Here is a 24,414-nt window from a genome sequence, read left to right on the forward strand (position 1 = left end):
ACATTCATGACCGCACAGGAATTCGCCGCCCGCGTCCGTAACCGGGAACGCATTCTCGGTTACTGGTCCGTCATCGACAGCCCGGTCTCGACAGAGTGGCTCGCGCACGTCGGGTGGGACTACATCGCGCTCGACTTGCAGCACGGTCTCATCGGATACTCCGGAATGCTCGCGGGCCTGACCGCGATCGACGCGGCGAACGGACCCGCAGGACTCGTACGCGTCGAATCGAACAACGCGACCCCGATCGGCCGAGCACTCGACGCCGGCGCTGCGGGCGTCATCGTTCCCCTCGTCGACACCGCCGAGGACGCAGCGGCAGCCGTGGCCGCCGCGACGTATCCGCCCGCGGGCATTCGGTCGTACGGACCCATGCGTTCGCAGCTGCGCATCGGACCGACGCCGGCCGACGCAAATCGCGACACCGTCGTTCTCGCGATGATCGAAACCCCACAGGGCCTCGAGAACGTCGAGAAGATCTGCGCGGTGCCCGGATTGGACGGTGTCTACGTCGGTCCGTCCGACCTGCGCCTCGCCGTCGGTGGTGCGTCACCGAGCGACACCTCCGTGGACGACGAGTTCGAGGCCGCGCTCGTCCGGGTCCAGAAGGCTGCCGCCGCGGCAGGTATCGCCGCGGGCATCCACACGCCGTCCGGTGACGTCGCAGCTCGGCGCCTGTCCGAGGGATACACCCTGGCCACGGTCGCATCCGACCTCACGCACCTGAAGGCGGTGTCAGCGGATCATCTGAAAGCCGCCTCCGGCGGCTAGGGCGTGCACGAAAATACATACCCCTCTATGTATTTTCGTGCACATGCGATCCTCATCGCCCCTGGCTCCGAATGAATATCGTGGACACGCTCTTGCACCGAAGGCACGGGATTACTTCCGTGCCTTCGGTGCGTTGTGGGAGTGGGGTGTCGAGGGCCCGGTTGCACCGTCCCGGTCGGGATTGTTGGCAGCATCACACCCTCGAAGGGTTGGCGCAGGCCATCCCACTGGGCATGTTGTTAAGGGCCACGAAACATCGTTGACACATAGAGCGACCATGTAACAGTTCCGAGGGGCAGAGCGACTCACTCCCCAGGACGCGAACCAAAGGAGACGATGTGACTTTGCAGATCGATTCACTCGATGTCAGCGCCGACGAAGCTCAGTCGGGTGCGATGGAGATCGAGAAGCTTGATGCGCAGGTAGCTACTCTCGACGCCGACATCCTCGGCGCGATCGAACTTCGCAGCGCACTCGCGCGCAAGCTTGCCGCCGCAACTGCCGACGAGGCAGAGCTGGCCGGCACCACAACGTTCGACGACCTCGGAACCGACGGTTCGGTTCTGAAGAGAATGCTCGGCCGGATCGCCTCAGTGGCCCGCTAGCGTCGTCACACCCCCTCATCCCCCTCCTTCGTGTACAGCTCGGCCCCGGAAACGACGCAGTAGTCGATTCCGGGGCCGAGCTGTTTCTCGGACGCGGACTGCCGTCAGAGCGCGCGCAGGGCGCCGCCGTCGACCGCCACCGTGGACCCCGTGATGTAGGACGCGGCCGGCGACGCCAGGAACGCGACCGTCCGCCCGAACTCCTCGGGATCGCCGACGCGTCCCAGCGGAATACGTGAGGCTGCCTCGGCGCTGATCTCGCCGCCACGTGCGGTGTCGAAACGGCCGGGAAGCACGCTGACGACGCGAATGCCGCGAGGACCCAGCTCGTCGGCCATGTCCTTGGCCACCATCGCCAGTCCGGGGCGCAGGCCGTTCGAAATACCCAATCCGGTGATGGGGGTCTTCGCCGAGCTCGACAGGACGAACACGATCGCGCTGCCCTCGGTCATGGCTGCGGCGGCGCTGCGAGCCAGTCGTACAGCGCCGAGGAACACCGAGTCGAAGTAGTTCTGCCAGTCGGCGTCCGCGGATTCGAGTGCGGTCCCCTGCGGCGGACCTCCGACACTGACGACCAGGCCGTCGACCTTGCCCCAGTGCGCAAGGGCCGAGTCGACGACGAGTCCTGCGGTGGCCGGATGTCCGTTGTCGGCTGCCATTCCGTGTACTGCATTGGGCCGGTGGGCTCCGAGTTCGGTGACGGCGGCATCCACCTTGTCCTGAGACCGGGACGTCACCGTCACCTTGGCACCTTCGCGCAGAAGCTCGCGCGCGCTGGCCAAGCCCAGTCCTTCGGTTCCGCCAGTCACGACGAACGCTTTACCCGACAGTCCCAAATCCATGAAATCTCCTCTTCGACGAACAAAGGGAACGTGCCGTCAGCTCGTTCCCGACGACCATCTTGCTACACGGTGATCGCTCGGCCGAATGCAGTGAAAAGTTCCTTTGTCCGAAATGCGATGAGTTTTCGATTCGGGCCCTGTCCATACGAGCGAGGCCTCGTCGAGGTTCTCACCGATACCGACACCCACGAGGAGTTACCCACCATGGCACGAATGCTGTTCGCCAACATGCCGGTCAAGGACGTCGCAGCCACGAAATCGTTCTTCGCGGGACTCGGGTTCGAGGTTCAACGAAGTGTTCAGCGACGAGAACTGCGTATCGATGATGGTCAACGATCAGACGACGGTGATGTTTCTCTCGGAAACTCGATTCAAGGACTTCATCTCCGACAGCATCACCGACACCACGCAGTCGCGTGAGGTACTGATGTGTATCTCGGCGGACAGCCGCACGGAAGTGAACTCGCTCGTCGATCGCGCCATCGAAGCAGGTGGCTCGAAGTGGATGGAACCGCAGGACCACGGCTTCATGTACGGCCGCGCGTTCCGCGACCTGGACAACCACGTCTGGGAGGTCATGTGGATGGATCCCAGCGCAGTCCCGTCGGAGTAGATGGATGCCTCGGGGTTGACCGAGCCCCGAGGCCCCGTCACAGGCGGTTCGGCAGCCCGAATCGCTCGAACAGAGTCAGGTCGAAGAAGCACGCGACGTGTGAGACCTTGCCGAGGGTGATGTCCACGACGTGTAGCTGAAAGGCCACATGCGTCCCCGACGCGTCCCGCATGTACAGCCCGTAAGCCGGCTGGCCGTTGGCCGACGTCGGCACCATGCGCATGTCGCCTGGACCCTTCGCAGGGCAATTGCCTCGGATGAGTGCACCGATGTTCTCCCCGCCCTGGTACCAGCCGACGAAGGGCGGCATCTCCCACACCGCGTCCTGGGTGAACAACTCGACGAGTCGATCGATGTCGTAGTTCTCGAAACTGTCGACGTACTGCTTCAGCAACTCCTGCGTCTGCGCCGACGCGGGTTCGACGACGCCGTCCTCGGACGGTTCGATGTCGTCGAGCTGCGCCCGAGCACGTTGCAGCAGACTGTTGACGGCGGTCGTCGTCGTCGCGAGCGCCTCGGCTACTTCCGACGCCTTCCACTGCAACACCTCGCGCATCAGCAGCGCCGCCCGCTGTCGGGACGAAAGATGTTGCAGCGCAGCGATGAACGCCAACCGAATGGACTCGCGCCCGACGACGATCGACGCCGGATCACCGGAATCGCTCAACTCGGAGTCGGCGATGGGCTCGAGCCAGGCGATCTCGTGTCTCTCGACGAGATCGTCCGCGGGATCCGAACTGGGCGCGCCGAGTCCGGTCGGCAACGGCCTCTTCGATTTGCCTTCCAGCGCGGTCAGGCACGTGTTGGTCGCGATCCGATACAGCCACGTGCGCATCGAGGAGCGCCCCTCGAACTTGCTGTACCCGCGCCAGGCACGGATGTACGTCTCCTGCAGTAGATCCTCGGCATCGTGGATCGACCCCGTCATGCGGTAGCAGTGCGCGAGCAATTCGCGCCGATACGGGTCGAACTGTGCAACGAACGCGTCACCCTCAGCAACCGTGGCCGTCATGTACGAACACATTAGTGCGCCGGACCGACACGTGCGCGGTTGTTTCGGCATCCGCTGAGCTAGCCTTCGTGTGCCGCCGCACCACCGAGGGAAGGCATCACCGTGACCGCCCCGACGACCATCGACGAACTCGTGGACGAGCTCTATCTGCAACGCGGACGAGCGTGGCAGGCCGCGCTCGTGACGGCCCAGAATTTCCTCGAGACGATCGCCGACGAACTCCTCGACAACGTCGACCGAGATCGTCTGAACGCACAGACGGCACGCATCAAGGACCCCGTGCGTGCCGCCGACAAGCTGCGCCGCAAGATCGCCGAGGGGCGCATCGCACCGCCGAACGACGTCGACGACGTGGTCGAGGCGCTCGGCGACCTGATCGGAATCAAGGTTCTGTGCAAGAGCCCCCGCGATTTTCACGCATTCGTCGACGCGTTGGACAGTGCGTGCCACGACCCGTCGTGCTCGGTACGGTTCGCCAAGGATCCGATGAACTACGTCGAGTTCCCGAAGCCGAGCGGGTACCGCGCCTATCACGCGGTGTTGCTGGTCAGGGTGGCCACTCACCAGGGCGACCTCGACGTCAAGGTCGAGGTACAGGTCAAGACTCGCCTTCAGGATGCGTGGGGCGAACTGACCCACGAGGACATGTACAAACCGGGTGAGGCGCTGAAGCCGTCACGAGAACACATGGATCGCGCGCGTCAGATGGCCGAACTTCTCCTGCAAGTGGACCTGATGGCCGACGAGCTTGCCGCACAACTGGATTCGCAGACCGCCGACTCGAAGAACTCCGAGGCCGAGCTCGTGCCCAAGGATCCGGAGATCATCGCGGCACGCGTGACTCGGACGGGGCCACGCTATGCGCTCGCCGTGGGTCCCGACGGTAGGCGCGGACTCATTCCCGCGCGTTCGGTCAAGGCTGTCATCGGAGCGAAGGACCGCATCAGCGTCGACGACTATCTCGAGGTGGACGACGTGGTTCGAGTGGTGGTCGAGGACACCGAAGATGCCCTGTACTACCATCTTTCGTCGCAACCGCCGTCCCGGAGGTCGCGGAGACGACGACGCAAGGCCGATCTCGCGTCGCACTCCACCGACGACTGACGCGTCCGAAACAGACGCGAGGATCAGATCACTTCGCGTTTGGCAGTCTTCTGCGTGGGCACACGGCCGTCGAAGTAGCGGAGCAACGTCTCGTCGTGTGCGTCCGGATACCAGCCAGGCGCAATCGATGTCTTGGCCCGCCCGTTCGTCGCACGACGCTCGCTGCCGACGACCATCACCACGAAACCAGCGATCACCGACGCCGACACCACCGCCACGATGGTGATCACGACGATCTGAAACAGATCCATGTTCATCCGCCCCCGCCCTACCCGTGCGCTCCGTACGACCCCGCCGACTCCCCACCGGCCCGGATTCTCCGCGCCATAGTGACACATCTTTCATCGGGTGGTGACCGATCTGGACATGCTGGACCAATCGACTGCACCGACCACGGATTCTCAGGTTCGTCCTAGGTCGATGCGGTAGACACCATCTTCTGTGACAGCCACCGAAGCACCCCAGCTCACGACGGCCGAATCAGAACACGTTCAGTGCACCGCCGAGGCGCCCGAACGGTTCTTCACCGCCGACCGCGTCGTACCGGCCGCAGCGTTCGCGCTGCTCGCGCCGCTGTACGGAGTGCTGTCGGTGATGGGACACCGGCAACTTCGCACGTCCGGCTTCGATCTCGGAATCTTCGTTCAGCAGATTTCGTCGTATGCCGAGTTGCGCGCGCCGACGTCGAACCTTCTCGGCACCGGCTACAACACCCTCGGAGATCACTTCTCTCCCATCACGGCACTGTTGGCACCGGTCTATCGGCTGTTCCCGTCTCCCGAGACGCTGCTGATCGCACAGGCCGTTCTGTTCGCTGCCGCGGCCGTGCCACTGACGCGATGGGCGGTCCGAGAGTTCGGCACACTCGTCGGCGTCGTCGTCGCCGTCGCGTACGGGTTGTCGTGGGGTGTGCAGGCAGCCTTGAACTTCGACTTCCACGAGATCGCGTTCGCGATGCCGTTGTTGGCGATGTCGATGGTGGCGCTCGGGCAGAACAGGTGGATACCCGCGCTGCTCTGGGCACTTCCCCTCGTGTTCGTCAAGGAGGACATGGGTCTTACGGTCGCAGCGATCGGCGCCCTGGTCGCGTTCGTGACCGTGGGCCGAAACCGCGTGCTCGGACTGTTGACCATCGTCTGGGGTCTCGGGTGGTTGCTTCTCGCCGTCAAGGTGATCATTCCCCTGCTCAGCAGCAACGACTCCTACGGGCAGGGATCGAAGATGCCGCCACTGGGGTCGGGCATCGCCGACACAGCTCACGGTTTCGTCGCGGGTGATTCGCGCGCAGCGACGGCATTCCTGTTGCTCGCCGTGACCGCGTTCGCGGCGTTGCGCTCACCGCTCGTGCTCGTCGTCGTTCCGACCGTCGCCTGGCGGTTTCTCAGCGACAACTCCAATTTCTGGAAGCCGATCTACCACTACAACGCCATCCTGATGGTGATCGTCTTCGCCGCCTTGATCGACGCCGTCGCTCGCAGCAGGCGACACCAGCAACTGACCGAGCGTGGCCGACGGACCATCTTCACTGCGGTTGCCGTCGTCGCACTCGTGGCTCTGCCGTTTCTGCCGATGGCCCGGCTCGTCACCGCTGACGGCTGGCGCACCGATCCTCAGGCGACCGAGACGGCCGCGATCGCGACGCGGATTCCCGACGGCGACACCATCGCCGCGTCGAACAATCTTGTTCCGCAGTTCGTCGCCACGCACGACGTGTCGGTATTCCCGCAGCGCTCGACCGACACGACCACCCCGGACTGGATCGTCGTAAATCGCGCCGACCCCGCAGGGTGGCCTGCCGACGAGGCGGGCGACACCAAGGCTGTCGACGCGGCGTTGGCGTCGGGTTACGTGATCAGTTCCGAGTCGAACGGAATCGAAGTTCTGCAGCGCGTCACGCCCCTGACGCAGGGGAATTGACAAAGGCTAGCCTTATCTTAGTAGTCTGACACCTCCGGGTGCCGCTTCATCGAAGCAGCGACGCCCTGCCCTGACGGTCGTCACCGTCGTTATCGCGTGCGGCGGTGAGACCTGTCCGCGCACGCCTGGACAGGGAGGAGGTCGATACATGCACGATGGAGTAGTCGGTCTGTACGACCCGTCGTTGGATTCGGACAGCTGTGGCGTCGGATTCATCACGCGCAAGGACGGCGTTCAGTCCCGCGATGTGTTGGTCAAGGCGCGCGAAGCGCTGTGCTCGGTCCCCCACCGCGGCGGAATGTCCGCCGAAGGAGTCGGCGACGGCGGCGGTGTCTCCGTCGACCTCTCGCTCGAGTTCTTCCGCCGGATCACCGAGCGTCGGGATCTCGAGCTCGGACGCTTCTGCGTCGGCAATTTCTTTCTGCCCGACGACGAGTCGCAGCACGGCCGCGCGATCGAATTGATCCACCGGGCGATGATCGACCGCGGTTTCACGCCGCTGACCGTGCGCGAGGTGCCGATCGACAATTCGGCCATCCGCCCCGCCGCCGTCGAGTACCAGCGTGCCGTCCGCCAGTGGATCTGGGAGGTACCGCGCCCTCGCCCCGAGCCCGCGCACATCGACCGCTTGATCCACGAAGCATTGCTGCACATCGAATCGATCGCCTACACGTCGCCGGCGCTCGCCGGCCTCTATCCGCTGTCGCTGAGTGCACGCACGCAGGTTCTCAAGGGGCGCTTGAATTCCGACGAGGTGATCCCGTACTTCCGTGATCTCGTCGATCCGGCGCACTCGGTGCACACGATCTTCTTCCACACGCGTTTCTCCACCAACACCGATCCGCATCCGACGATGGCGCAGCCGTTCCGATTCATGGCGCACAACGGAGAACTGAACACCGACAAGAAGAATCGACTCGCCGAGGCCGCCGTCGCCAGCGCCAAGCGCCGCGCGATCGTCCGCCCGCCCGGCCAATCCGACAGTTGTCGCCTCGACCAGACACTGCAGGCGCGGGTCGTCGAGGACAGCGTCGAACTCGTCACGGCCGTCGTGTCCATGATGCCGCCTGCGTGGGAGAACGACTACACGCTCTCTCCGCAGGTCCGCGCGATGTTTGAATACTTCTCGCTGTACGAGGAGAAGAACGACGGGCCGGCTGCACTCGTGTTCGGCGACGGCACCGTCATCGGCGCACGACTCGACCGTCTCGGACTCCGCCCCTTGCGCACGGTGGAGACGGGCGAGTACCTGTGCGCGTTCTCCGAAGCCGGCCAGGTCCGATTCCCACCGGAGACCATCACGCACCGAGGTCGCGTCGAGGCAGGCGGAATGATCTACTTCGATCACCGCGACAAGCACACCTACACCACCCGTGAGGCATTCGAAAAGCTTGCCGCAGAGCGCGATTACGCCTCGTTGCTCGCAGACGCACGGATCGGTCTCGACGATCTCGCGCCCGCCACGGTGATCGACGACGCCTATGCCGGCGATCTCGAACGCCACCAGCGTTACATTGCGTATTCGCTGGATCAGGAGAGCTTCAAGTTCCTGATGGACCCGATGCTCGCACACGGTGTCGAGCGAGTGTCCGCAATGGGTTACGGCAACGCGATCAACGCGCTGACCGACAGGGAAGGCGGGATCGCCAAGTACTTCTCGCAGCGTTTCGCTCAGGTCACCAATCCCCCGCTCGACAGCATCCGAGAAGCCGACGGCATGACCCTCCGAGTGGCGCTGGGCTCCAAGCCCAATGTCGGCGGACCGGTGTCGCGCCAGATCGTCATCCCCAGTCCGCTTCTGTCGCAGTCGGATCTGCGTGCACTCGCCGAGCAGACTCACGCTCCGGTCGCACGGTTCGACATGCTCTTTCCTGCGATCGACGGCGACAGTGCGACCAACGAGAAAGCGCTCGCCGACGCCATGTCCGCGCTCGCCGACGACGTCGTCCGCTTCGCTCGGCGCGGCGGTATCGCCATCCTCAGCGACCGCGGGATCACTCGCGATCTGGCTGCACTCCCTGCCATCGCCGTCGTGTCCTACGTCAACGTCAGGCTCATCGCTGCAGGTGTACGCCTGCGTGTTTCACTCGTCGTCGACAGCGGTCAGATCTCGTCGTCGCACCACGTCGCCGCGGTGCTCGGATTCGGCGCGGCCGCGGTGCATCCTCTGACGGTCCGTCTGCGTGCGGAGGAGAAGTACGCGGGCGACCCCGACGTGGCGTTCGCGAAGTTCGTCAAGGCTGCCGAGAAGTCGCTCATGAAGACGATGGGTCGCGTCGGATTGTGCACAGTGGAGAGCTACATCGGCGGCGAATTCTTCGAGCCGAACTTCCTCGACACCTCGGATGCTGTTCTGACACAGTGGTTCCCGAACATGGTCTCACCGGTGGGAGGCGTCGGGTTCCCGGCGATCGCGGCTAGCGTCGCACACTGGCACGCCCACGCGCGCACCGCGTCGGGCGAAGCCGACCTCCCCAATCTGGGTCTGTTCAAGGAACGGGCGGATGGCGCAGGCCACTCGTTCGGCGCGGCCTCGGTACGCGGGTTCGTCGACCTGACCAAGGAGAAGATCGAATTCGCCGATGCGCGAGGTGAATCCGACCAGGCGCACACCGACGCACTTCGCCTGCTGACGATCACGAAACTGGGCGACGCGTTCGGCCTCGACGCGCGGGCGTACCAATCGACGAGTTTCGATCGATTGACCGCCGAGCAGATCGACACCTTCGCGATCACGTCCGACTACCGGGCGTTCGTACGATCGATGAACGAGGAGCGATCGCGCCGCCCCGCAGCGTTGCGTGACGTGCTCGCCATCGATTTCGGCGGCGACAGCATTCCGCTGAACATTGTGCAGCCCGCCAGCGAGATCACTCCCCTTCTCGCGTCCGGCGCGATGAGCCACGGAGCGCTCAACGCCAATGCCCACGAGGCAGTCGCGCACGGCACCAACATGGTCGGTGCGATGTCCAACAGTGGTGAAGGCGGAGAACACATCTCCCGGTACGGCACCGTCCGCGCGTCGCGCATCAAGCAGTTCGCGTCGGGACGCTTCGGCATCTGGGCCGGCTACCTCGCCGATCCGATGCTCGAGGAGATCGAGATCAAGATCGGTCAGGGCGCCAAACCCGGTGAAGGCGGCCAGCTTCCGGCGCCGAAGGTCACCGTCGACATCGCCGCCGCTCGCGGCGGCACACCCGGTGTCGAACTCGTCTCTCCCCCACCACATCACGACACGTACTCGATCGAGGATCTCGCGCAGCTGATCCACGACTGCAAGGCCGCGCGCATTCGTGTGATCGTCAAACTCGTGTCGTCCGAGGGAATCGGCACCATCGCCGTGGGCGTGGCGAAGGCGGGCGCCGACGTCATCAACATCGCGGGCAACACCGGAGGAACCGGAGCTGCGTCGGTGACGAGCCTGAAGTACGCAGGCCGCGCCGCCGAGATCGGACTCGCCGAAGTACATCAGGCGTTGTGCGCCAACGGTCTTCGACAGAAGGTGGTGCTCCGGTGTTCCGGTGCGCACCAGACCGGCAAGGATGTACTCACGTCCGCACTTCTCGGAGGCGACAGCTTCGAGTTCGGCACGACTGCCCTGATGATGATGGGCTGCGTCATGGCGAAGAACTGCAACGTCAAGTGTCCCGCCGGCCTCACCACCAATCCGGAGGTGTTCGACGGCGACCCGCGCTCGATGGCGCAGTACCTGCTGAACATCGCCCACGACGTCCGCGAACTGCTCGCCGAACTGGGCCTGACATCGCTCGCCGAGGCACGCGGCCGCGTCGACCTGCTCCATGTGCTCGACCACCACGCCACTGTCGGTGTCCTGGACGTACGCCGCATGCTCACCGTCGTGCCGGAAACCGTCGTCGACGACCCGGTCTATCTCGAACGCGAGTACGGCATAGACGACATGCTGCTCGACGAGGTTCGCACTGCACTCCTCGACGAGCGCGCGGAGACGGTGGCACCGGGCGATCGGACCCACCTCGGCAACTTGAACAAGAGCGTGGGTGGTCAGCTCGCGGTCGACATCGAGCGGATTCTCAACTACGAGCTCACCGACACGGCGGAGTTGCCGTCGGTGCTCACCGACGACCGTGGCCGCAACTACCTCGCCCCCGGCACCGTCGACGTGCGGACGTACGGCGCCGCCGGTCTGTCGTTCGCCGCGTTCTGCAACGACGGCATGATCATGGACCACAGCGGCACGTGCAACGACGGCGTCGGCAAGTCCATGAGCGGTGGAACAGTGATCGTCCGCTCCCCCGGCGGCGGCTCGCCGGAGGCAGGCGGGAACGTTCTGATCGGCAACTTCGCACTGTTCGGCGCAACGGGTGGAAGGGCATTCGTCGAAGGTGAATCGGGCGACCGCTTCGGAGTCCGCAACTCGGGTGCAACGGCCGTCGTCGAAGGCGTCGGCGATTTCGCGTGCGAATACATGACGGGCGGCGCGATCCTGAACCTGGGCGGCTTCGGCAAGGGCGTCTGCAACGGCATGAGTGGCGGGTTCTTCTACCAGTACGACCCGTCCCGCCTGCTCCCGCTGCGTGCCAGCGCGGACTCGATCGTTCTGGGTTCCATCACCGGAGACGACGAATTCGCCGAGATCCACAACCTGGCCGTGCGGATGCTGCTCGAGTGGCACGTCGAGGCCACCGGATCCGCGTCGGCGACGCGGTTGCTGCAGAACTGGGAAGTCGAACAGCACCGATTCGTCTATGCGATGCCACGCGCTCTGCTGCTCTATCAGGACAGCGACGCCATCCTCGCAGCCAAGTCGCGCAAGGAATTGCTCGACGAGCTCGCAGGTGCGCTCGCGGTGCAGCAGGTCCGCTCCTACAAGCTGAGTCTGCGCGACAGCACTCCGGTGCTGGGCGGCGCGGTACCGGGATACGGCGAAACCGACACCACCGCTGTGTACGCGCTGCTGAACCAGTACACGGTGCTGCATTACGCACACGAGGTCGCGCTCACTCGAATCCCCGGGGCCACGACGCACGACGACCCCGCTGTCCACAAGGCTGCGCGCAATCTCGTGCTGACCGAAGACTTCGCGCTGGTCCAGCGCCTTGTCCAGTACGCGAAAGACGTCCTCGCCGGCTACGAGGACGAGCAGTTGGCCGCGCTGATCGGGGCCAAACGCGTCGACGACTACAAGCAGGCTCTCACCGCCCGCAACGTTCGATCGACGGACAGTCCTGCCACCTACGGCTGGATCATGTTCCAGGACGCCAAGAACCGCGGCAAGCTCGGATCCCTGCCGAGTTTCGACGAGCTGTTCGCTGTGCGTGCCGTCCCTGACCTGGTGTCCTAGAGTCCTGAAAGAAGAAGCACGTGCTGATTCCCTACATTCCCGACGACGCGCCGTTCACCGGCGATCAACGAGCCTGGCTGTCCGGTTTCCTCGCCGGTCTGCACTCGCGCATGGCGATGCCGACGGGGTCGGCAACGCAATCCGACGCGGCTCCGGCTGCGGCGTCGGCCCCGCTGCAGATTCTGTTCGGCAGCCAGACCGGCAACGCCGAAAGCCTCGCTCAGGACGCCGCCGACCTGGCCAGGAAGAGTGGGTTGGATCCGCACGTGGCGTCGCTCGACGCAGTCGACATGAATGCGTTGTCGGCGATGCGACGGCTGCTGATTGTGACGTCCACCTATGGAGAGGGCGAGATGCCGGACAACGCACAGTTGTTCTGGGATGCCGTCGCTGCCGATACAGCCCCTACACTGGAAGGGTTGTTTTTTGCGGTCTTGGCGCTGGGTGACACCAGCTACGACGGATACTGTAAGGCGGGACGAGACATCGACGCACGACTGGAAGCACTGGGGGCAACCCGGACGGCCGACCGTCTGGACTGCGACGTCGAGTACGAGGACGCCGCCGCGACCTGGCTTTCAGCCACCGTTCCCGCCCTCGCCGCTGTCGACGGAGGCGCTCCCGCTGCCGCAGCGCCTGCTCCGGAAGCGAAGCCTGCAAAGGCTGCATCCAAGCGCTCGCCGTGGAACCGCAAGAACCCATACCGGGCGACCGTGCTGGCCAACCGGGTGCTGTCCGGCCCCTCGTCCGCCAAGGAAGTACGCCACTACGCGTTCTCCCTGGGAGACAGCGGCCTGAGCTACGAGGCGGGCGACGGACTCGGCGTCAAGCCGGTCAACAACCCCGAATTGGTCGACGCGTTGATCGGGCGTCTGCGAGTGGCACCGGACTCGACGGTCACCGTCAAGGGCTCGGAGCAGCGACTCGACGAACTGCTGACACACTCCTACGAGATCGGTGTGCCGTCGATGGACCTCGTCGAGGCCGTCGCCGAACGCACCGGCGACGACGAGCTCGTCCACGTGCTGTCGACGGGCGACCGCGAGGCTCTCGACGCATGGACGTGGGGCAAGGACGTCCTCGACGTGCTGGCTCTCGACGACAAGCTCGCGTTCGACCCCGCGGAACTGCTCGGACTCCTCCGTCCGTTGCAACATCGGGTGTACTCCATCTCGTCGTCACCGCTCGCCCACGAGGGCACCGTGCATCTGACGGTCGCGAGCGTCCGCTACCGGTCGGCCGAACGCGACCGCGGCGGAGTCTGTTCGACGTTCCTCGCCGATCGAGTTGCGCAGGGCGAGTCGGCGGGTGTGTTCCTGTCCGCGAACAAGTCGTTCCGGCTTCCCGCCGACGACGACGCGCCGGTCGTCATGGTCGGACCGGGTACCGGCATCGCGCCGTTCCGAGCGTTCCTGCACGAGCGTCGGGCACGCAACGCGTCGGGACGCAATTGGCTCTTCTTCGGTGACCAACACCGCGGGAGCGACTACATCTACGAGGACGAGCTCGACGCACTGTCCCGCGACGGTGTGCTGACCAAGCTCGATCTCGCGTTCTCGCGTGATCAGACCGAGAAGGTCTACGTGCAGAACCGGATGCGCGAGAATGGCAAGGAGCTGTACGCCTGGCTCGAAGAGGGCGGACATTTCTACGTATGCGGCGACGCCACACGCATGGCGAAGGACGTCGACGCTGCGTTGCACGACGTCGTCGCCGAGCACGGTGGACGCACGTCCGATCAGGCCGAGGACTACGTGGCCGAACTCAAGCGCAGCAAGCGCTACCTGCGCGACGTCTACTGACTTTTCAGGAGAACCCCAGATGCCAACCCCTCCTTCCGAGGGCGGAGGCGGAGACGAGCAGAATCGGCCGAATCCTGGTCCGAGCGCGATGCCTGCAGGCGCTTCTCGCCCATGCGGGCGCCACAGCGAATGCCGTTGTGCTGCAGCTCTTCCCACTTCTTCCCGTAAGACAGATCTCGAATCCCTACTGGACAAGCCGGACTTCGCCGGCGAGATGATCGGCGGCGGTGCCGCCGGAGTCACGGAATTCCTTCCGCTGCTGGAGGAATCGGTCGCGATCACGGTGTCCGGCCCCGCGGTGATGAACGACGTCGGACACTACGAGCCGCCCACGGTGATGGGCGGCCCGATCAGGACGTCGAAGAGCCGAATTTCTCTGCGTCTCAACCTTTCCCGACTGAACTGCGCCGTCGCCACCGAGCCGGATCAGTATCTTCCACCGACACTGAGACTGTTCGACACGAGCGGATTCGCCGCCCACGCGACGTACCTGACACCGCGATCGGATCGCATCGCATTCGAAGCGCTGCGGCAGTTGACCACTCCGCCGGTAACCGATCCGTTCGAGGTGCCTGCTTCACCGTCGACCCCCGAGCAAGCACTGGCCGTGTGGTCCGGCGCGGACCAGATCGAACAGTTCGATTCGATCCTCGGCGACGGCGGCGTCACGCGTCACGCAGCGCTTCCTTCGCTGTCGTCGTTGAGGTACCGACAGATAGATCCGACGCGCATCTCCGGCGCGCTCGAACACCTCGCGTATCTGGAACTGCCCATGACCATGGTCACCGTAGGCGCGGGCTGCATGCAGATCCACCACGATCACCTGATCGCCGCCCGGCTCTCCGGCGGCAATCTGACCCTGGCGTCGGGCATGTGCCGGATGATGGTCGACCTCGCCCATGTGACGTCCTGCTGGGCGACCGTCACGTCCGGCGTGTGGGGCCCGACGTCGTCGATCGAGATGTACGACCGTCGCGGACACTGCTCTGTGGTGTTCACGCAGACCGGCGCGACCGACGCCGTGGTCGCCGGAGTCTGGGAAGAGGTCGTGGCTTCGCTGTAGCGCCGTGCGCCTCACCGAATTTGTCGGACCCAGCGGCTATGTTTCCTTTCGCAGAACTTCGAGAGTGCACACGGTGATCGACGAAGGAGCGCATGTGGGTGCTGGGTACGGGGACGAGCTGGATCCGGCGGGGTTCGACGCAACACTGGCGGATGCGTGGCATCGTTTCGAGAGCAACCTCGCGGTGCACGTCGCGACCATGCCGGAGGGCACGTACATCACCATCACGTCGGCTCAGGCGTCCCACGGTCAGCGGGGGCAACGCCCGTACGTCGACCTCGTCGCCGTCGATGCCGAGCGGATGGTCTGCGTCGCCGCGCTACCGTCCTACCTGTACCCGGAGGATCCCGACCGCATCTCGTTCGACCGGCGGCTTCACGGCCTCGGCTGGTCCGAGCCCGGCAAACCGACCGTCGACGGCACTGTCATGGATTACACGCTGGACGGCGTCCGCGACGAAGCAGATCTCCTCGCGACTGTCGCGGTCGCGACGTTCCGTGAGGTCTGGAACGTGCCACACCCGTCGTTCCTCAGCGCGTGGACGGTAGGGCCTGGTGAGTCGGGCAGCGGCCCGGTCGCTCTCGCACACGTCACGGTCGACGAGCGGCCGCGCTCGGTCACGCCGCGCACGTCCACCCCGTCGGCCGATTCGTTGCCGACCGAACTTCGATCGCTGCACACGTTCTGTGAGCTCATCGGTCACCGCGTCGACGCCGCGACGGTGCTGTCGGTGTGCGGTTCCGCCGATCTGGGCGAACTTCGAGTCATCGCCCGCGCACACGCGCGCGACTGCGCCGAACACGCGGATCGTTGTCGCACAGCCGGGTCGGAGATCTCGTCGAGGGTGTGGCGACGCCAGGCCAGGTCGTGGCTCCACACCGCCGACAGCCTGCGAGCGGGCGGCGACACACGTCCGTCGGAGCCCGAGAGTGGCGCACGCCCGTCAGGGCCGGACAGTGCGGCGAAGTCCGCTGGCTCGTAACACCTGACGCTCGACTCCCGCGCGCACTGCGGCCTCGGTACCGATGATCCGAACGTGGTGCCGGGCCCTCGTGATCGCGGTGTACAGCAGCTCACGAGTCAACAGCGACGACGCTTGGGCAGGAAGCATGACCGAGACGGTGTCGTACTGACTGCCTTGACTACGGTGAATCGTCATCGCGTACACCGTCTGCACCGAGGACAGCACGTTCGGATGCACCAGCTGCGGTTCGGATCCGCGCTGGAATGCTGCCATCAGCGCACCGTCACCGACGTCGACCACCACACCGGTGTCGCCGTTGTAGATCCGTGCCTCGTGATCGTTGGCGGTCACCAGCAACGGTTGGCCGGCGTACCAGCGGCTGGGGTCGAGGAAGGCACCCGACGCCTCCCCGACCCATTCCATCGCCCGGCGAGCCCAGTCCTGCACGCCGAACGGTCCCTGTCGGTGCGCGCACAGCAGCCGGTGGGTCTCGAGCTTAGCGAGCGCCTCGGATGCGTCGCCGACGCGCGCGGCTGCCGTGACCGCAGCGGCGGTCCCGAGGATGTCGGTGTGCAACGCGTCGAGGTCGGTGGGTGCATGGAACGACAACTGCTCGTCGTTGCCGTCGAGCAGCTCCATGACCCGATCGGACCGGCCGTCTCGCACTGCCACGGCCAGCTCGGCGATGGCACCGCCGAACCGTCGTCCACGACTCAGTCGGACGACGCCGCTGCCGAGGCGGTCGCGTTCGGCGCTGGACAGTGCAGCCTCGTGCGGGTCGTCCCGAGCGTCGAGATCGGCGGAGATCAGGGTCTCGAGATCCGGTCCGAGTGTGCCGCGTACCGGCCTCGCGACCAGGTCGGCCAGGACCGCACCCGCGTCGACGGACGTCAGCTGATCGGGGTCGCCGACGAGGATCAGCCGCGTGTCGGCGCGCACTGCTTCGAGCAGTCGGGACATCATGGTCAGCGACACCATCGACGTCTCGTCGACGACGATGACGTCGTACGGCAGCCTGTTCGACGCGTTGTGCCGGAAACGGCTCTTGCTGCCGCGCTGCCAGCCGAGCAGTCGGTGCAGAGTCATCGCAGTGAGGCCGTCGGGCAAGCCCAGTTCTTCCGATTGCTCGGTCACCGATTCCTGAAGACGCGCGGCGGCCTTGCCCGTCGGAGCTGCGAGTCCGATTCGGATCGACGGCCCCAACTGCCGGACGAACATCGCCAGCACACGCGCGACGGTGTGCGTCTTACCGGTGCCGGGACCACCGGCGATGACCGCGGTCCACTGCGTCGCGGCCAACGCGGCAGCGATGCGCTGGCGGTCAGGAGCCAATGTTGGCTGCTTTTCGTCGTCGACGAACAACGAATTCAGTTGCTGCCGAACAGTATCTGTGTCGACGTCCGGACGTGTGAGTCCGCGACTGTCGAGGACGTGCCGGATGGTGCGCTCCTGAAGAAAATACCGGTCGAGGTACAGCAACTCACCTTCGTCGGTGTCGACCAGCCTCAGCGGTCTCAGCGGACCACGGTCCCCGCCCACGACGAGCGGGCTGGCACGCAGCGCAGCCAGCACGTCGGCGAGCTCCGGCCACGGCAGAGCTTCGACGTCGACGTCGGATTCCTCGTCGACCGGAATGTCGCGGAGACGATGCAGATCCAGACACACCGAACCGGACCGGACTGCGCGCACAGCGAGCGCCGTCGCGAACATGACGTCGTCGGACGTCTCTCCGCCGAGCGAGGCAAGTCTCAGTGCGACGTGCACGTCGGCGGCAGCGAGAATTCCGGCCTCGTTGAACGTGCGCAGCCGTCCTCGGGCACGCTGCACGAGTTGCGCGTCGATCATCGTTCGATTCCTGCCAGCAGATCGGACACAGCCGTCACGAGTTCGACAGGTGGATCCCAGTCGAACACACCGCACCCCGCGGGCGTGTCCGGGCCGACCATTCCCCGCACGAAGTGATACTGAACCCCACCCAGATGTCGCGCGGGATCGTAACCGGGCTGACGCCACCGCAGATAACGATGCAGCGCAACCGAATACAGCAGCGCCTGCAGCGGATAGTGCGATCGCAACATCTCCTGGGCCATACGCTCGCGGGTGAAGTGCATGACGGTCAGATCTCCCCGCGACAGCCTGTTGGTCTTGTAGTCGACGACGACGTACCGCGGACCGGCGATGCGCAGCACCGAATCGATACTGCCGGTCAGATACCCACGCAGAGGGGAAGAGTCGACGTGTTCGAGCAGATCGGCGTACGAGAAGAGCGCGTCGTCGGCAGGTAGATGCTTCCGCAGCAACATCGCAATACCCCGAAGCGTGACCGTGTGCGACACCGGATCGTCCCCACCGGCGAGCGGAAGTTCGAAGTCCAGCTCGGCGAGGTGGTCGGACGGTGGAACGTCCGCGAGCGTGCCGAACCCGAGGGGCGTGTGCAGAACCGGAACCAGGGCGTCGGCCAACGCCCGCGGTTCCACCTCGGCGAGCCGCTCGTCGATCGCGTCGGTGCACCTGCGCAGTACTTCGGCGTCCAAATCCGGTGCAGCCGTGTCGAGATGCTCGAGTACCTCGTGGACCAGCGTTCCGAACGCAGCGCCCGCGGGCAGCCCGTTCATCGGAGACGGGATACCGTCCAGTTCATCGTCGATCGGGGTCGGTTCCTCTGGCTCGTCGTCCTTGACGGGTTGTTCCGGTTCGCTGGACACTCCCGGTGCATCGTGGGCCGACGCCGTCAGCGCCGAGTACGACGTCCGACGCCACAGCATGTCGAGAGTGCGGCGGAACGTCGCGGCATCCAGTTCGACGCTCGAACCGTCCGACAACGTTCGGATCGGCCGCGGAACCGCCCCTCGGGTGGCCTCGACGGAGATCAGCCCGCCGGCTGGGCCGGCCCAGGATTCGAGTTGCCGTGCCGCGACGGCGTCGTCGGGCACTGTGGACTTCTCGTCCGGTTGCGCGATACCCGGCACACGCGCGAACAACAAACGGTGGAGCGGGGACGCTGCCGTCGAGAAGCACGGTGCCCACCACAGCACCACCTGGCACTGCGCACGGGTGAGCGCGACGTAGAGCAGGCGCAGCTCCTCGCCCGCTTCCTCCTTGTCGGACACCAGTTTTCGAGCTGCGTAGCCATGTCCCGTGCGGCCACCGACGTCGAGGATGCGTGCGCCGTCGTCGTCGTGCAACAACAGGGTGCTCGGGTACGGGTTCTTCGACGCGTCCCACGCGTACGGGATGTAGACGACGGGGAACTCCAGGCCCTTGCTGGCGTGGACGGTGGCCAGCTGCACCGCTGCGGCGTCACTGTCCAGGCGTCGACTTCGATCGGTCACGCTGCCCGACGCCGGATCCTCGATCCGGTCGGTGAGCCATCGCGTCAGGGCACTCGGCCCGAACGATTCCTCGACGGCGGCGCGGTTGAGCAACTGCGCGACGTGCCGCAGGTCCGTCAGATGCCGCTCACCCGAACGGAGTCCGAGCAGACGTGCCTCGAGACGGGTCTCCGACGACACCTTCTCGAACACTGCGGCGAAGCCGGCCTGGGCGAACAACAGTCCGTATTCACGCAGCCGGGTGCTGATGTCCGCGACTGCATCGTCGCCACGGTCGTCGAGCATCTGTGCAGTCCAGCCGAGCAGCGGAGTCAGTGCAGCGAGGCGGACGCGATCTGCGCGATGGGGCTGCTCCAAGGCTTGAAGGAACCACAGCCACTGCGTCGCGCTCGGAGTCTCGAAGACGCTCGATCCACCGGCGAGGACGGACGGGACGCCCGCGCGGTCGAGTGCGTCACGAACCAAAGCGATCTGAGAACGAGTACGCACCAGAACCGCGATGTCACCAGGCGCGACATCGGTCCCAGCCCCGTTCAGCGTCAACTGCGTTCGGGATTCGAGCAGTTCGACGATGTCGGCGGCCAGATCGTCCGCGACGCGATCGCGCAACACCCCGACAGCAGGAAAGCCGGATCTGTTGAGCGGGCCTGCGCCCGTCCTCGGCAGGTAACGCACCCGCAGTGGTGGAGACTGAGCCATGCGCGAGCCGTCGTTGTTGGCCCCGACAGGATGTACGACGATGTCGTCGTGGCCCAGTGCCGCACCCGCGTACACCGTCTCGAGCGCGGTGAGCAGCCCGGAGTCGCTGCGCCAGTTCGTCTTCAGCTCGAGATGGCGATCCGCGACGGCCACCGCGTCGAGGTAGCTGAGCACCTCCGCACCGCGGAAAGCGTAGATCGCCTGCTTCGGATCACCGACCAGAAGCAACGTCGACGACCCGTGGAACGCGCGTCGTAGGATGTCCCATTGCAGCGGGTCTGTGTCCTGGAATTCGTCGACGAGCACCACCCGGAATCGCTCCCCCACTCGTGCGCAGGCAGCCTCGCCGTGCTCCGGATCCACCAGAACGCCGTGCAGCAGCCCGAGGAGGTCGTCGAAGTCGCGCACGCCTCCAGCCCGCTTGCGCCGCGCGACTTCGGTGCGCGCCTCCTCTGCGAACAACACTCGATGCCCGGCCTCGGTATCCTCCCCCGCTTCGGGGACGAGTCGAGCTTGCCTGTCGCGCACGGCTTCTCGGGCGACTTGCCGGGCATCGGACGGTCCGATCGGGGGATCGAACTCGGATCGCGCGTAGCGACGAAGATAGATGTCGTCGACTACCTCGGCGATCATGTCGTCGACGGCTTCCACGAGCGTCGCCTCGGGTTCGCGTTCGCCGGCGATACCGAGACCGTCGAGCATGCGCTGGCAGAAGCTGTGCGTCGTGGCGATGGTGCCCGAGTCGAAGTCGGACAGTGCTCGGATCAACCGAAGCCGGCGGGCCGCGACCTCCTCCGCCGATGCCGCTGCCAGGTACCGCACGAGTGCATCCGTGTGGGTTGCAGCAGATGAATCACCGAGCGCTGCAGCGACTTCGGCGAACCGATTGCGGGTCCGCTCCCGTAGCTCCTGCGTCGCTGCACGCGAGAAGGTCACGAGTAGAAGCTGCGAGATTTCCGCAATTCCCTCCGCGACGTACCGCGTCGCGAGACCGACGATCGCGTAGGTCTTTCCCGTCCCCGCGCTGGCTTCGAGAACGGTCGTGCCGGTGGGTAGAGGCCCGAGGAGGTCGAAGTCGTTCACGGTTGCCCTTCCGTCTCGGCGTCCAACAACGGACTCCACAGCTGGCACGCGACTGCCCCGAACGCCGTGGTTTCGTCACCCCACTTTGGAATCTCGGGACCCGATGGGGCATCGACGACAGTCGCGAACGGAACACTGCGCCCGTATACGTACGCGATGCTCTTGTCGGTGATGTCGCCGAACTTGTCGTTCCAGGACTTCTCGGCCGCTTCCCTCGCGTCGACGAGTGTCGCACCGCGAAAACGCCTCTCCGCGTAGGTCGCCGATGCGGTCGGCCCGACGGGTAGCGGTGCGGTCAGTCCGGCATCACGCAGCCGAACGAGCCTCTCGAGCTGGTCGAGTGCATCCATCGGCGCGATGATCGTCGACCTCCACGCTGCTCGCCGACCCGGCCCTCGACCCGTCGTGACGGCCTCCCACTGGCGCGAATCGTCCTGGACCTGCGCTGCGAGAACTCGAACCCACGCGGCAAGTCGGTGTTTCGGCGCCAGGCGCGAGTACGACGTCCGGGCGATCGTCGTGCCGTGAATCCCCGTGACGGTGCCCGTGATTCGCCGACCGGATTCGAGACGGATGGAGATGTCGAGGACCTGCGGATCGCCACTGTGCACGTCCTCTGCAACCTCGACGAGTGCGTCGACGCCCCGCGTGATGTCCTGGAGCTGTGTCTCTCCGAGAGCGAACGGCGGCAACGTACCTCGGCGCCACTCCGCCGCGCGGAAGTCTGCGACCTGAGTGCCCGCAAGCCGCTCGGCCAGCATTCGGTCGCCGATGTCCCACTTCTGCAAGCCGTCGAGAGTGACCGTCAGGGAGTCCGAGACATCGTCGTCGATGTCGGGAACTCGAATTCCGATGCGCTGCTTCAGGAATGCGGCGATCGGATGTTCGACGAACGCGATCAGGTCGCTCAGTTCGATGTCGTCCTGACTGCGGTGCGGCAGCGGACCCGTCAGGAATGCGGGTGGGGACTCCGGTTCTCGTCCGGCCGCTCGGGCTCCGTCGAGAGCGGCGCGGTCGTAACTGAACGGCGCGGAGGGATCGAAGTTACGCGGATCGAACGGCTGCAACGGATGTCGTCGAACCACGTCGGCCCCGGCCGTCGTGGACACGACGTCGAGCAGTTCGCTCAGCGGAATGGCGGGAGGCTTGACCATCCCGGTCACCGGATCGGCGCCGGTGTAGAACAGCAGCAGCTTCTCCCCCGCGGACATCACCGCGTCGAGCAGCAGTTGACGGTCCTCGCTGCGCACGTCGCGTTCGCCGGGCGCGGGGTCTCTCGACATGACGTCGTCACCGTCGATCCCACCCGCACGTGGGAAGACCTCGTCGTCGAGTCCGAGAAGCACGACGACTCGGTGCGGCACCGACCGCATCGGAACCATCGTACAGACCGTCAACTCACCGGTTCGAAAATTGGCCCGCGACGGCCGACCCGCCAGTGCACGGGTGAGCATCGCGCGCACATCGGACAGGCGGAGAGAGGATTCCTCACCGTGTCTCGTCGCGTCGTGCAGCTCCCGAAGCGCCTGTGCGCGTTGCCACGCCTGAGAACTGCTGGTGTCGGTGAGCAAGTCCAACGCCCTCACGAGCGCTGCTCGCCACTGGGCGGTCGTCTGTGGACCCTGCAGATCCCGCAACACCACGGCGAGTCGGTCGACGAACTCGGCCAGTCGGCCCGTCAGATCGATATCGTTACCGTCCACGTCGTCCAACGGGAGCGCGAGATCGAGCCATTCGTGTGTGGTCTCGTCCGCTGCCACACCGAGCAGAAGTCGGTCCATCGCGAAGTTGAACGTGTTCTGCCCGAAGTCCCCCAGACCGAATCGCGAGCGCTGACGCGAGTTGATGCCCCAGCGCGCGCCCGAAGTCTGCGTCCATTCACGCAGCCGCTCGAGGTCGTCGTCGCCGAAGGAAAAGCGCAGACGCACCGGATCCGATGCAGCAAGATCGAGTACTTGGCTCGCCGTGACCCGTCCGATTGCCAGTTCGAGGACCGTCGCGACGACTGCAAGCAACGGATTGGTCTGTCGCAAGCCACGATCGGCGAGACGCACCCTGAGTTCGTGCCCGGGGTGACCGAGCCCCCGCTGCCCGAACGTGGCCCGCACCAACGGCGCGTACGTCTCGACGTCGGGGCACATCACGAGCACGTCGCGCGGCTGCAGCGTCGGATCTGCGTCGAACAGATGGAGCAGAGATTCGCGAAGCACTTCGACCTGCCGCGGTGCGCCGTGGCACGCGTGCACCTCGATGGTGCCGTCGAGTTCGCCTCCGCGCGTCGGCGTTCGGTTGTGCGCGATGTCCGACTGCACCCGGCCGAGCAACGTGCCTGCCGCAGGCTCGTCTGCCACGACGGAATGTTCGACGACGACACCCAGACTCGACAGTCGACCCTGCAGCTCCCTCACGTCGCGGGCGAGGCTCGACAGCAGCGGATGCGACACCGTCACACCCGAACGATCGTCGCGGCGGCGGACTGCCCGCTCCCGACCATCGAGTACGTCCCACATCGATGCACTGGGGTGCGGAATCCACAGGTGGACGTCGCGTCGCTCGGCGATCGCGGCGATCACCCGGAGCTGATCGGTGGTCAACCGCGTCGGGCCGAACAGTGAGATTCTCTCCGGCAACTCCACCAACGACGGATCGGCAACGAGCGCCGCACAACTCGCGTCCAGACGTTCGGCCGGGCTGGGTGTGCCGATATGCGCGCGGACCGATCGCCACAGTTCCGCCTGCCACTGAAGGTCGCTGGGTAGCGGAGCCTTCAACCCGTCGGAGTCGATGCCGGCAGCCCAGTCGACGAGCATCGACGGCCGGTCCGCTGCGTAACTGCGAAACAGGTCCGTCAGATGCGCGGCCGTGGACCACCGCCTGCCTGCTCGATCCTCGTCGACGCCGTGGCCGAGGTGAGCGGCGAGAACCGAGCACCACGGTTCCTCGAGCGACTCGTCGACGAGGTGCAGGATCGTCCACAACATTCGGCCTCGGGACCATGGATCGTCATTCCGGTCGATACCGTCCGCCGCAGACAGCGTCGAATCCACAAGTGTTGAGGGAGAAGGGAACTGGATGTTCGCAGAGATGCCGTCGGCTGCCGAGGACCCCAAGGACATCGACAACCGTTGCGTCAGCCACCGTTCGACGCCTCGCGCGGGCACCGAGACGACCTCGGCGGCGAAGGGATCGGAGAGCGGGGTGGACAAGACTTCGACCAATCCCGAGGCAAGCGCGCTGGACCGTGCGGCGCGATGAACCCTCAGCACCAACGTCGCTCCCCTTTT

Annotated in this window: 14 protein-coding genes and 1 pseudogene; 9 read left to right on the forward strand and 6 right to left on the reverse strand. The window is 65.5% G+C overall.

Annotated features, from left to right (window positions below):
- Positions 1-6 precede the first annotated feature (6 nt).
- Both CHB96_RS13070 and CHB96_RS13075 read left to right on the forward strand, forming a co-directional pair.
- Positions 7-771, forward strand: coding sequence for an HpcH/HpaI aldolase family protein (locus CHB96_RS13070; protein ID WP_089246839.1), 765 nt, complete (start codon positions 7-9; stop codon positions 769-771).
- Positions 772-1,109: 338 nt separating this feature from the next.
- Complete coding sequence (locus tag CHB96_RS13075) at positions 1,110-1,376, forward strand: hypothetical protein (RefSeq protein WP_089246841.1); 267 nt, start codon at positions 1,110-1,112, stop codon at positions 1,374-1,376.
- 104 nt (positions 1,377-1,480) lie between these two features.
- On the opposite strand, the gene CHB96_RS13080 is transcribed toward CHB96_RS13075, so the two are convergent.
- A complete protein-coding gene (locus CHB96_RS13080) occupies positions 1,481-2,218 on the reverse strand; it encodes an SDR family oxidoreductase (RefSeq protein ID WP_089246843.1) in 738 nt (245 codons plus the stop codon).
- A gap of 204 nt (positions 2,219-2,422) precedes the next feature.
- Between CHB96_RS13080 and CHB96_RS13085 the strand changes: the two are divergent.
- Positions 2,423-2,831: pseudogene (locus CHB96_RS13085) on the forward strand (VOC family protein).
- A 37-nt stretch (positions 2,832-2,868) separates the two neighbouring features.
- On the opposite strand, the gene CHB96_RS13090 reads toward CHB96_RS13085, so the two are convergent.
- Positions 2,869-3,843 (reverse strand): sigma-70 family RNA polymerase sigma factor, encoded by a 975-nt coding sequence (locus CHB96_RS13090; protein ID WP_089247288.1) that lies wholly within the window; start codon positions 3,841-3,843, stop codon positions 2,869-2,871.
- Positions 3,844-3,945: 102 nt separating this feature from the next.
- Here CHB96_RS13090 and CHB96_RS13095 point away from each other — a divergent pair, with 102 nt between their 5' ends.
- On the forward strand, positions 3,946-4,947 hold the full coding sequence (locus tag CHB96_RS13095; protein WP_089246845.1) for a GTP pyrophosphokinase: 1,002 nt from the start codon (positions 3,946-3,948) through the stop codon (positions 4,945-4,947).
- A 23-nt stretch (positions 4,948-4,970) separates the two neighbouring features.
- On the opposite strand, the gene CHB96_RS13100 is transcribed toward CHB96_RS13095, so the two are convergent.
- Complete coding sequence (locus CHB96_RS13100; protein WP_176444281.1) at positions 4,971-5,198, reverse strand: DUF2510 domain-containing protein; 228 nt, start codon at positions 5,196-5,198, stop codon at positions 4,971-4,973.
- 190 nt (positions 5,199-5,388) lie between these two features.
- On the opposite strand from CHB96_RS13100, the gene CHB96_RS13105 reads away from it, so the two are divergent.
- The 5 genes from CHB96_RS13105 (at position 5,389) to CHB96_RS13125 (ending at position 16,034) form a co-directional block, all read left to right on the forward strand.
- Entirely contained in the window at positions 5,389-6,864 is a 1,476-nt protein-coding gene (locus CHB96_RS13105) for a DUF2079 domain-containing protein (protein ID WP_089246849.1), read from the forward strand.
- Between the two features lie 148 nt (positions 6,865-7,012).
- Positions 7,013-12,187, forward strand: a complete 5,175-nt coding sequence (locus CHB96_RS13110) for a glutamate synthase-related protein (RefSeq protein WP_089246851.1) — start codon at positions 7,013-7,015, stop codon at positions 12,185-12,187.
- A gap of 20 nt (positions 12,188-12,207) precedes the next feature.
- Positions 12,208-13,989, forward strand: coding sequence for a sulfite reductase subunit alpha (locus tag CHB96_RS13115; protein WP_089246853.1), 1,782 nt, complete (start codon positions 12,208-12,210; stop codon positions 13,987-13,989).
- Positions 13,990-14,008: 19 nt separating this feature from the next.
- Positions 14,009-15,052, forward strand: coding sequence for a ChuX/HutX family heme-like substrate-binding protein (locus tag CHB96_RS13120; protein ID WP_089246855.1), 1,044 nt, complete (start codon positions 14,009-14,011; stop codon positions 15,050-15,052).
- 73 nt (positions 15,053-15,125) lie between these two features.
- Positions 15,126-16,034 (forward strand): TY-Chap domain-containing protein, encoded by a 909-nt coding sequence (locus CHB96_RS13125; RefSeq protein WP_141136477.1) that lies wholly within the window; start codon positions 15,126-15,128, stop codon positions 16,032-16,034.
- On the opposite strand, the gene recD is transcribed toward CHB96_RS13125, so the two are convergent.
- The 3 genes from recD to recC are packed head-to-tail and all read right to left on the reverse strand — an operon-like array spanning position 15,996 to position 24,396.
- Positions 15,996-17,861 (reverse strand): exodeoxyribonuclease V subunit alpha, encoded by a 1,866-nt coding sequence (gene recD, locus CHB96_RS13130; RefSeq protein ID WP_089246859.1) that lies wholly within the window; start codon positions 17,859-17,861, stop codon positions 15,996-15,998. The genes CHB96_RS13125 and recD overlap by 39 nt on opposite strands.
- Complete coding sequence (locus CHB96_RS13135; protein ID WP_371829011.1) at positions 17,858-21,169, reverse strand: UvrD-helicase domain-containing protein; 3,312 nt, start codon at positions 21,167-21,169, stop codon at positions 17,858-17,860. Before CHB96_RS13135 ends, recD begins: the two co-directional genes overlap by 4 nt.
- A complete protein-coding gene (gene recC / locus CHB96_RS13140; protein WP_089246863.1) occupies positions 21,127-24,396 on the reverse strand; it encodes an exodeoxyribonuclease V subunit gamma in 3,270 nt (1,089 codons plus the stop codon). Before recC ends, CHB96_RS13135 begins: the two co-directional genes overlap by 43 nt.
- Between the last annotated feature and the right edge of the window lie 18 nt (positions 24,397-24,414).

Source organism: Rhodococcoides kyotonense, assembly GCF_900188125.1.
In the GTDB taxonomy this organism is placed as follows: domain Bacteria; phylum Actinomycetota; class Actinomycetes; order Mycobacteriales; family Mycobacteriaceae; genus Rhodococcoides; species Rhodococcoides kyotonense.

What these genes read in the sequence shown, in the direction of transcription:
- CHB96_RS13070 (WP_089246839.1), top strand. Translation starts at nt 7, where the DNA reads ATGACCGCACAGGAATTCGCCGCCCGCGTCCGTAACCGGGAACGCATT.
- CHB96_RS13080 (WP_089246843.1), bottom strand. Translation starts at nt 2,218, where the DNA reads ATGGATTTGGGACTGTCGGGTAAAGCGTTCGTCGTGACTGGCGGAACC.
- CHB96_RS13090 (WP_089247288.1), bottom strand. Translation starts at nt 3,843, where the DNA reads ATGACGGCCACGGTTGCTGAGGGTGACGCGTTCGTTGCACAGTTCGAC.
- CHB96_RS13100 (WP_176444281.1), bottom strand. Translation starts at nt 5,198, where the DNA reads ATGGATCTGTTTCAGATCGTCGTGATCACCATCGTGGCGGTGGTGTCG.
- CHB96_RS13110 (WP_089246851.1), top strand. Translation starts at nt 7,013, where the DNA reads ATGCACGATGGAGTAGTCGGTCTGTACGACCCGTCGTTGGATTCGGAC.
- CHB96_RS13120 (WP_089246855.1), top strand. Translation starts at nt 14,009, where the DNA reads ATGCCAACCCCTCCTTCCGAGGGCGGAGGCGGAGACGAGCAGAATCGG.
- recD (WP_089246859.1), bottom strand. Translation starts at nt 17,861, where the DNA reads ATGATCGACGCGCAACTCGTGCAGCGTGCCCGAGGACGGCTGCGCACG.